Source organism: Arthrobacter sp. AOP36-A1-22, assembly GCF_052377615.1.
GTDB lineage: Bacteria > Actinomycetota > Actinomycetes > Actinomycetales > Micrococcaceae > Arthrobacter_H.
Window position 1 is genome coordinate 1 of record NZ_JBQSWX010000041.1, and the last position, 9051, is coordinate 9051.

The following is a 9051-nucleotide window of genomic DNA, read 5'->3' on the forward strand; positions in this document are numbered from 1 at the left end:
CCGACATCCGGTCGTTCGCCGGCTGGGTTTATGCCGCGTTCGTCCTCGATGTCTTCTCCCGCCGCATCGTGGGATGGCAGGTCTCCACCCGCCTCTACACCGAGTTGGCCCTGGATGCTCTGGACATGGGCATCTGGACCCGGACCAGGGATCGCGCCGAGCTGGCTGGCTTGACACACCATTCCGACCGTGGCGTGCAGGGCGATCAAGTACGCCGAGCGGCTCGAAGCTGAGGACGCCGTGGCGTCCGTGGGTTCAAAAGGCGATAGTTACGATAACGCCATGGCCGAGGCCCTCAATTCGCTGTTCAAAGCGGAGCTGGTTCGCAACAAGGGCCCCTGGCGGGACATAAACGACCTCGAGGTCGCCGTCGCCGAATGGGGCGATTGGTGCAACTATAGGCGCTTGCACGGCGAGCTTGGCCACGTTCCGCCCGTCGAATTCGAGCGGGCAAACGCCTTGGTCAACCAACCGAAGCCAGTATCAGTTTCCAACTAAATTAGTCTCCATCAAACCCGGGGCTTGACACCCTGCCGGATAAGGTCGCTGCGGATTCGATCGTGAACCGTCTGGCCGGTCCGGCGCGGACTATCAACCTCGGTGAGGTCGACATGCGTCGGTTCCAGGCCCAAGAGGAACGTGCGAGCACGGAGCACTGGGAATAGACGACTTGATCTGGCACCGAGGTGGCTGCCTTGGTGCCAGAGCCGGGCGGGATGCCGGTCAGGGACCGCGTTTGGCTGTTCGTGACCGGTACCGCCTAGCTGAAACAATCGGTACCATCTGCCCGGACCTGCCTTACCACCAACCCGGGCTCGCCACCCGTCACGGCAGCGTAGAGAATCCATTAATCCGCTGTGCGAAAACTCATAGGCAGCTCACAGACGTGTCCTGGCTCTGATTCGGAAACTGTTGCTCCCGAGAACCGCGAGTATCTATCCGACGCTTGCAACTGCTATCTTGACTTCTTATGGCTACGAATAAGCCCTAATAGGAGTCTGATTCTAAAATAGGGAAATTTGACCACTTCTGAGTTTAGAAACGAAAAGAGGAAGTATCGTGGGGGGAAATCGTAAGCTGTTGTTGGCGGCTTCAACTGGGGGTCATTTGACGCAATTGGCTCGGATCGCTTCAACTTTAGGAGCTTCGGATGATTCTCTGTGGGTGACCTTCGACACCGAGCAAAGTCGATCGTTACTCGCTGGCAAGCGTGTCCTGTGGGTTCCATACATCGCGCCTCGAGATCTGAAGTCGACCGTTGTCGCTGCTCGTAGGCTACGTGCTAAGATCCGCGACGAATCATTTGACGCTGTTTACAGCACCGGTGCTGCACTCGCACTGGCAGCCTTCTGTCAGCCTAGTCTTCGCGGGACTCCGAAAACTTTCATCGAAAGCGTATCGCGGACCAAGGGGCCGTCATTGACAGGGACAATCGTCGAGGCACTCAGGCTGGCGGAACTTAGGACGCAGCACGATTCATGGAGCAATGAGCGATGGAAGAAGATTCCTGGAGTCCTGAGCGACTTTAGAACACAAACGAACCTTGACTCGGGGACCGTTCAAAAAGTCCTAGTTACCCTGGGAACGATTCGGCCGTATAGGTTTGATGCCTTAGTTGATGCCGTAATGGCCACGGGTCTTGTTGGCGAAGGAACGATTTGGCAAGTTGGTGTAACAACTAGAACGGACCTACCCGGACGCGTGGTTTCCGAAATGACAGCCTCGGAATTCACAAGCTGCGCGACGGAAGCAGACATCATTGTTACTCACTCGGGTGTTGGGACGATACTTCAACTATTGGAGATGGGTAAATCACCAGTAGTCGTTCCACGGCGGAAGTCGCGCGGGGAGCATGTAGACGACCATCAGCTGCAGATTGCTGGGCTACTTTCTGAAAAGAACCTCGGGGTTGTCACGGAGGTCGAAAATTTGACTATGGATCATCTGCTACTCTCTGCTCGCCAAGAAACCCTACCTAGAGGTGTGCATGTCTAAGTCCTTGTTCGTAAGTTGGACTCGTGACAACCCCCGCACGAATGAATTGTCAAAAGCTTTGGGGATCAAAGCTGAGTTTTTTTCGGGGACGGGTCCGGCGCTCTGGAGATATATATGCTTCTCGTGGGCGACGGCGGCCCTACTTCGGCGCGAGCGGCCAACAACTCTAATAATAATGCTGCCGCCTATGCCACTGGCGATTGTGGCCCACCTATATTGCCGCGTCTCGAAGACCAGGCTTATTGCAGATATGCATACCGGGGCATTCTCCGATCCTAAGTGGGCGTGGTCACTTCGGCTTACACTCCGAATGCTCCGAGGACAGCAAGCCATTGTTACGAACGAACACTTGGGTAAAGTGTGCGAGTACTCCGGTGTTAGGCCAGTAGTATTGCATGATTTTTTGCATCGCCAGCAATCGCAGGAGATACTGCCGACTCGCGGGATGGCTATCGTTTGTCCTTTGAGTTATGCGAACGACGAACCTGTTGATGCAATCCTTGACGCTGCCGCGAGCACCCCTGAACTTACGTGGGTGCTGACTGGTGTCGCTCCGCAAGAGGTCATCGGCCGGGCTACACCTAACGTTTCATTTCCCGGTTTCATTCCTAGGCCCTCATACACGCGCCTTGTTGCTGAAGCGGCCGTAATCGTGGCACTTACTAATCGTCCGCACACAATGCAGCGCGCTGGATACGAAGCGCTAATGTTTGAGAGAGCACAAGTCACAGCTGACTTCCCAGAACTTCGGGACTTCCTCGGCGGTGCTTCACTTTACTCCGGTCTTTCATCTTCAGAGATCACGGAAACGGTGCGGAGGGCTTTTCAAAGTAGAGATGAATTACAAGTTGAAGCGCATCGGGTTCTGTCAACGCGGATTGAAGAACAGACGCTAGTTATTCGGGAACTCAAGGCGCAAATGAAATACGCAGATCGTCCCGGATGAACTGCCTTTGCCGTGGCGAGACGTTAGAGGTGTCAGGCAGGTGAGTTTTTATAGTGGCAAAGGCCAGTAGAGCCATCACAGGCATCAGCTCTAGTGCCCTGCTCGGGATTCTATCTATGGCGTCAGGTATCTTGCTGCTGCCGCTTATAATTTTGTCTGTAGGAGCTGCTCAATACGGACTTTGGCTAGTGTTGTATGCCGTCGCTTCGTTCGGATACTACGCGGATCTTGGTATCGGAGCAGCTATCGCCCACTTCGGTTCACGAGCCCGTGGGGGCGATAGCAATTGGTCGCTTACGTCGCTCGTCGTGACTGGGGTAGCCTGGTCAGCGGGGGCGTTAATAGTTATTGCACCGCTTTTCTGGCTGTTCGCTCATAAGTACGTTTCGGCTCGCGGGAATGAAAGTGTCTCAACGGCAGAGAGTCAAGTGCTCATCTGGATGTCGACATCATTGCTCCTAGGGCTTGTTCTTCGACCATTCGGCTCGGGCCTGGTTGGCGCTGGTTTTCTGGTGCTTGAGCGGCGGAACCAGATTATGGGCGTAGTTGTCCGAGTAGTTGGAACGCTGGTTGCATGCTATTTCTGGAGATCAGTCGCCGCCGTAGCCATCGTCGAGACGATCGCTATCCTGCTGCCATCATTGCTTTCGAGCATATGTTTGAGGCGCTTAGGCTTGGAACGATTCGAGCTGAAGTCCATCAGCCGTCGCCAGCTTTCAAGAATGTTGTCCTACAGCACGAGGTCGTTCGCCGTGAGTTTTGTCGGTGCGTCTACGCTACAGGTTGGTACGGTGCTATTGGGCATTCTAGGAACCCCATCCCAAGTTACATACTATAGTGCGGCGTTCCGAATATTTAGTAGTGTCCGTCAAGTCTTGAGCTGGTGTGTAGACCCATTTCGGCCGGGTTTGAGCCGTCTATTCTCTCGGTCAGCGGTCACTGCCAGAGCCGTCCTCGTATCGATGCTATTCCTGAGTTTGAGCTTCGGGCTCGTTGCCAGCATTGGTTTGATGATACTTGTTCCTTGGCTCGTACCCGTTTGGTTGGGGAATGACGCGCCCCAGGCTGAAGTCGTTGCTACATCACAGATCTTATTGTTGAGCGTGGTACTGAACATGGTTCACGTCCCGTTGGCGCCTGCCGTTGACGCTGCCGGAAGGCCTGGGGTCTTATTCCCGGCGCAAACGTTGTGGCTTATCGGACACGTCGCTTTGGCGATGCTTCTCGTGGGTGAATATGGCTCGCGGGGAATCGCCTTGAGCTTTGGCCTTCCGCTTCTCGTTATTGAACCTTTGATGTTGGCTGGTGCTCTTCCTGCCCTGGGCTTGCCGTATAGGCGCTGGTTTCGCGAGGTGCTCCTACCGAGCGTACTGATTGCTATGGGAGGGTTGCTGGCGGTCGTATTAGCGGTGGGCCTTTCCTCGATGCTTGAAGTTTCGTTGCATCCGATTGCACAAGGCCTATTATTCATTCTCGGATGCGCATCTACCCTCATGATGTTTCGGCATAAACTGAGGCTCACCAGGCTTCGCTGGGCACTTGAGTCTGAATTGTAATTGCTCATATGTAGGGCTGCATAAAGTTGATAACCAGATTAGAGGTAACTATGTCGAGGCCATTTGAAATCTACATTTTTATTGTGAACTACAACAGCGCTGAATTGCTCCGGGAGTGCCTCGCGCCGCTGGAGGGCCACCGAAAAGCCAGGATTTTTGTCGTCGATAATTACCACTCAGAGGTGGCACGGGCAAATGTGCGTGCCGTGGTGGATGATTTTTCCGACGTGAAGCTGTTTGAGAATGCGACGAACGTTGGGTTCGGGGCTGCGCTCAATGATGTCGTTTCTCAGGTAGCTCCTGAAAAGGGCGATGTACTTTGGTTTTTGAATCCCGACACCGTAGTCGAGCAGGGTTGTATTGAGGCCCTTTTAGATACTGTCGTTACGGGACAGTACGACATCGTCTCACCGGTGATCAGTACCGGCCTGGGCGAATCCACCCGAATTTGGTTCGCGGGGGGGGATATCGACACTCGTCGCTGGAGGACGACTCACTGGGGGTTCGGGCATGCTCCACATCGCCTTGTTGAGACTCGAGATTGCACGTTCATTACCGGGGCAGCCATGATGGTGAGCTTCGAAGCCTGGCAACGCATCGGTGGTTTCAACAGAACCCTGTTCCTTTATTGGGAGGACGCCGAGTTTTGCCTGCGCGCACGAGAACTTGGGATGAAACTGGGTGTCGTTGGTAAAGCCCGCGTCTGGCATGCCGTAGGCGGAACAGGGGAGAAGCGAGGAAAGAGCGCGGCATATTACTACTACATGCAGCGGAATCGACTTTGGTTGGCTGGACGAAGTGACTCTGCAAGTAAAATGGTCTTCACCACGGGATTAATGGAAACGCTGAAATTTTTGGTGCGCCCCCTCAAGGAAGAAGCAGGACGAATTGATAAAACTTGGAATAGTGTTCGAGGAATTTCAGATGGGTTGCGAGGCCAGTTCTTGAACGAAGCTCGTTGACAGTAGCCGGTCCGAGAAAACATTTCACGGGGGACTATTTCCCGCGTTGGACCGCTCATCCCGAAGGGAATGAGGAAGCGGGGAACAGCGCGGAGACTTCCTGCTCCGAAGAAAAGTAAGGCACTGAGTATTTGAAGGCTTGGGGGCCACCCGATATTGCCTTCCGGGACCAGCGGTATTGCCGGTGGGGACCAGCCGCAGGCATGGGGCCACCGGCTCCCACCGACGTTTTCTCACCGCGTCATGCTGGCGTGTTCACGCATGTTCTGGCAGCCGGTAGCGGCCCAAATGGTGTTGTGCACGATCCGGTCCATAATCGCATCCGCGTGCACCCCGGAACCAAGCCGCTGATGCCAATCCTTCTTGGCATACTGCGTGCAGAACACCGTCGAAGTGGCGTCATACCGGCGCTCCAGCAACTCCTGGGTACGGCACTCTGATTTGGCCCCACTTAGGGCACTTTCCGCCGCTTGATATGGCCCCACCCTCGACCCGCCCGTAGCGTTCCTCTTGTCGACCAAGACAAAGGGAAGGTTCCGGGTTGAAAGAGAGATGTCAACGGCCATTAGGAACTACCCATAGACGGCCGACGGTTCTGCCCGCTGGTGGCCATGAGAAATGCCCGGTGGTGGCCAGCTGGTTTGCCCGCTCGGGCTGGGTTTGTGCTGGCTACCGTTCGGAGATCTAGGTCAGTGGCATGACTCCCTTTCCGGCCAAAGCTTGGGTCATGCGGACCGAGTCACCAGCGGTTTGGCAGACGTGGGCGTGGTGCAGGAGCCGGTCCACCGTCGCGGTGGCCAAGGTCTTGGGCATGAGCTCATCGAAACCCGCCGGGTGCAGGTTCGACGAGACCGCCAGGGCTCGTTTCTCATAGGCGGCATCAACGACCCGGTAGAGCCCCTCGGCGGCGTCGGTCGCCACCGCCAGTAACCCGATGTCATCGATCACGATCAGGTCCGCACGCAGGATCCTGGCCACGGCCCGATTCACGGTGTCATCGGCACGATGAGCACGGATCAGGCCCCCGAGGTCCTCCAGGGTGAACCAGGCAACGCGCATCCCTTCGGCGATGGCCTGCTGGCCCAGGGCCTCGAGAAAAAATGTCTTCCCAGTCCCGGAAGGCCCGCAAACCACGAGGTTCTCCTTGCGATGGATCCATTCCAGGGTCCGCAGTCCCTGCTGGGTCGGCGCCGGGATCGAGGACGCAGCCTCGTCCCAGTGCTCGAAGGTCTTCCCCGTGGGAAACCCGGCAGCCTTGCGCCGGGCGGCGAGCATCGAGCGGGCGCGTCCGGCGCTTTTCTCAACGAAGAGGGCCTTGACGACCTCGACCGGTTCCCAGCGCTGGGCCCGGGCCGTGGCCAACACCTCGGGCGCGATGGCCCGGGCATGGGGCAGCTTCAGGGACCGCATCAGTGCCTCGAGGTCCGCCGGTAGTGCCGATGTAGTGGTGTTCGCGGTGGTGATGGCCATCAGCGTTCCTCCTGGCTTCCGGTCGCCCCGAGCCCGGACCAGCCGGTGGTTCCCTGCGTCAGGGACCTCGCCTCGGGCGCGGTGCGGGCCGTGGTTTGGTTCCCTGCGGCATGGAGCAGGGAGGCAAGGTCCCCGTGCGCGAAGCGGTGGTGGACTGCGGCCACTCCCAGGGCCTTGTCGACCTCGGTGATCCCGGAGAGCTTGGCCAGGGCGACGGCCTCGTCCATTTTCTGGTTGATCCGCGCCGTCCCTGCTGCGGCGGCCTCGATCAACCAGGCCCGGGCCCCGGCGCCGATGCCCAGGAACTCGGCCTCCGCCGCCGAGCGCGGCACGGGCGTGTAATCGCCGGGGACCTTGGGATGGTGGTCGGGGAAGTGCTCGTCGATGATGGCCGGGGTCCCGGGACTAGCTGGCCGGTGGCGGGCGACCTCGAGGGGTCCGTGGGTACCGGCGTGCATGATCACCACCCGTGCGTCGGTGCCGGTGCCGTGGTGGCGGACGAAGACCTCGGCGCCGAGCAGGTGCGCCGGAACGGAATACTGGGCATTGTCGAAGGAGACCATCGGTGTGTTCTCGGGGACCTTGCGCCCCAGGCCGAACGCGACGGTATGGGCGTGTGTCGGGATCCGGTGCAGCGTGGGGCGTTCCTCGGCGAGCATGTCCACAGGCCGGCGGCGGGTGGTGCGGTGCTCGCGAGTGTTCACCTGGTCCATGAACCCGGTGCAGGCTGCTTCTAACTCGGCGAAGGAAGCATATTCTTCGCGTAGGTTCGTCTCCTTGGGCACGAGGTCGGCTTTGAAGACCTTGACCGCGTTTTCCACCCCGCCCTTCGTGGCGGGGTCCGCCGGCTGGCAGGTGAGGACCTCGACCGAGTAGTGCTTGGCGAAGTGAAGGATCTGCTGGTTGCGTACCGGCACGCCGGCGACGTGCATCGTGGTGACGGTCTTCTCGTTATCGGTCAAAACGTAGGTCGGTGCCCCTCCGGCGAGCCGGAATGCACGGTCCAGGGCGGCGAACACGCTCGGGGCCGTGCGGTCGCGTAGCGGGACCACGATGCGGAACCTGGACCAGGCCAGCCAGGCGACGAACAACACGGTCTTGACCCCGTCTATGACCGGACCGTCGCCGAAATCGTATTGAAGCCATCCGCCGGGTTCGGTGATCCAGGGCCGGTGGACGCGTTTGTTCCCGCGCCGGTAGGCCTCCTTCACCTCCGAGACCGCGCGGCGGGTGGAGCGGGCCGATCCCGGGTATCCCATCGGGAGGAGCTTTTCGTGGATCACGTCGGCACGGATCCGTCCCCGGGATCTATCGACCCATTCCTCGATTTTCGTCAGCCACGCGTCGGTGACGCGGGCTCTGTCGATACCGGCGCCCGGGGCGCGTCCGGAGTCACGCTCTTTCACGAGCCGGTCGACGGTGTGGTGGGAACAGCCATGGAGCTCGCTGACGCTACGCAGGGACTGGGTTAGATCATAAGTTGCAAGAATATTCACGGTTTCTAGGGCATCCTTCATTCAGGGCCTCTTCCTGTTTTGGATTCGATTCGACACCGATATCCAACCGGGAAGAGGCCCCCGTCGTCTCACGACACGACGGGGAAACGAGTTACGCGGGCAAACCGGGTGGCCATCACTGGGCAGAACTCGTGGCCATGCTCGGGCAGTTCTGGTGGCCGTCAGCGGGTAATTCCGCGGCCACCTACGGGCAGTTTTTCACGGCCGCTTACAAGGAAGGCACCCGACGAACAAGTACACGGTTGCGGACATGGCCGTGGTCGGATCGGACAGCTGCATCGTGGGTCCCGACCAGTCGACCTCGACCGTTTGCCCTGCTTTGTGTCCGACTCGGGAGGAAGCGCCGGTGATCAGCACATGTCGCTGGTAGGTCGTGCAGAAACGGTCGTAGCCCATGGCCGGGTCACCGGCGGCACCGCATGAGTCCGCATACTCGCCATGCGGCAACTTCAGTGTCACCCCTACGCGGGCCATCTCCTTGTGGATCAGGTCCCAATCCGGCTGGACGAACACGCTCTGATGCTCGCCGCGGCCTGGGAACACCAGGGCATACACCTCGGCCTCCGGGTGGTCGGCGATAGCATCCCAGTTGATATCGGCCGCGT

Annotated in this window: 7 protein-coding genes and 2 pseudogenes; 5 read left to right on the forward strand and 4 right to left on the reverse strand. The window is 58.5% G+C overall.

Annotated elements, in window-relative coordinates:
• The 5 genes from ACT3S2_RS15350 to ACT3S2_RS15370 all read left to right on the forward strand — a co-directional run.
• A partial coding sequence (locus tag ACT3S2_RS15350; protein WP_444561882.1) for a DDE-type integrase/transposase/recombinase occupies positions 1 to 233 on the forward strand: 233 nt, incomplete at its 5' end.
• Positions 234 to 249: 16 nt separating this feature from the next.
• Complete coding sequence (locus tag ACT3S2_RS15355) at positions 250 to 498, forward strand: integrase core domain-containing protein (RefSeq protein WP_444561883.1); 249 nt, start codon at positions 250 to 252, stop codon at positions 496 to 498.
• 666 nt (positions 499 to 1164) lie between these two features.
• On the forward strand, positions 1165 to 1995 hold the full coding sequence (locus tag ACT3S2_RS15360; RefSeq protein WP_444561884.1) for a glycosyltransferase: 831 nt from the start codon (positions 1165 to 1167) through the stop codon (positions 1993 to 1995).
• Positions 1996 to 2386: 391 nt separating this feature from the next.
• Positions 2387 to 2941, forward strand: coding sequence for a hypothetical protein (locus tag ACT3S2_RS15365; RefSeq protein ID WP_444561885.1), 555 nt, complete (start codon positions 2387 to 2389; stop codon positions 2939 to 2941).
• Between the two features lie 1606 nt (positions 2942 to 4547).
• Entirely contained in the window at positions 4548 to 5459 is a 912-nt protein-coding gene (locus ACT3S2_RS15370) for a glycosyltransferase family 2 protein (protein ID WP_444561886.1), read from the forward strand.
• Between the two features lie 233 nt (positions 5460 to 5692).
• Here the strand turns inward: ACT3S2_RS15370 and ACT3S2_RS15375 are convergent.
• From ACT3S2_RS15375 to ACT3S2_RS15390, 4 genes and pseudogenes are all read right to left on the reverse strand, one after another.
• Positions 5693 to 5881 (reverse strand): annotated as a pseudogene (locus ACT3S2_RS15375) (ATP-binding protein); the annotation flags it as partial.
• A 262-nt stretch (positions 5882 to 6143) separates the two neighbouring features.
• Entirely contained in the window at positions 6144 to 6929 is a 786-nt protein-coding gene (locus tag ACT3S2_RS15380) for an ATP-binding protein (protein WP_444561887.1), read from the reverse strand.
• Positions 6929 to 8446: an IS21 family transposase gene (gene istA, locus ACT3S2_RS15385; protein WP_444561888.1), complete on the reverse strand. Its 1518-nt coding sequence runs from the start codon at positions 8444 to 8446 to the stop codon at positions 6929 to 6931. Before istA ends, ACT3S2_RS15380 begins: the two co-directional genes overlap by 1 nt.
• 204 nt (positions 8447 to 8650) lie before the next feature.
• Positions 8651 to 9051: pseudogene (locus tag ACT3S2_RS15390) on the reverse strand (IS21 family transposase); the annotation flags it as partial.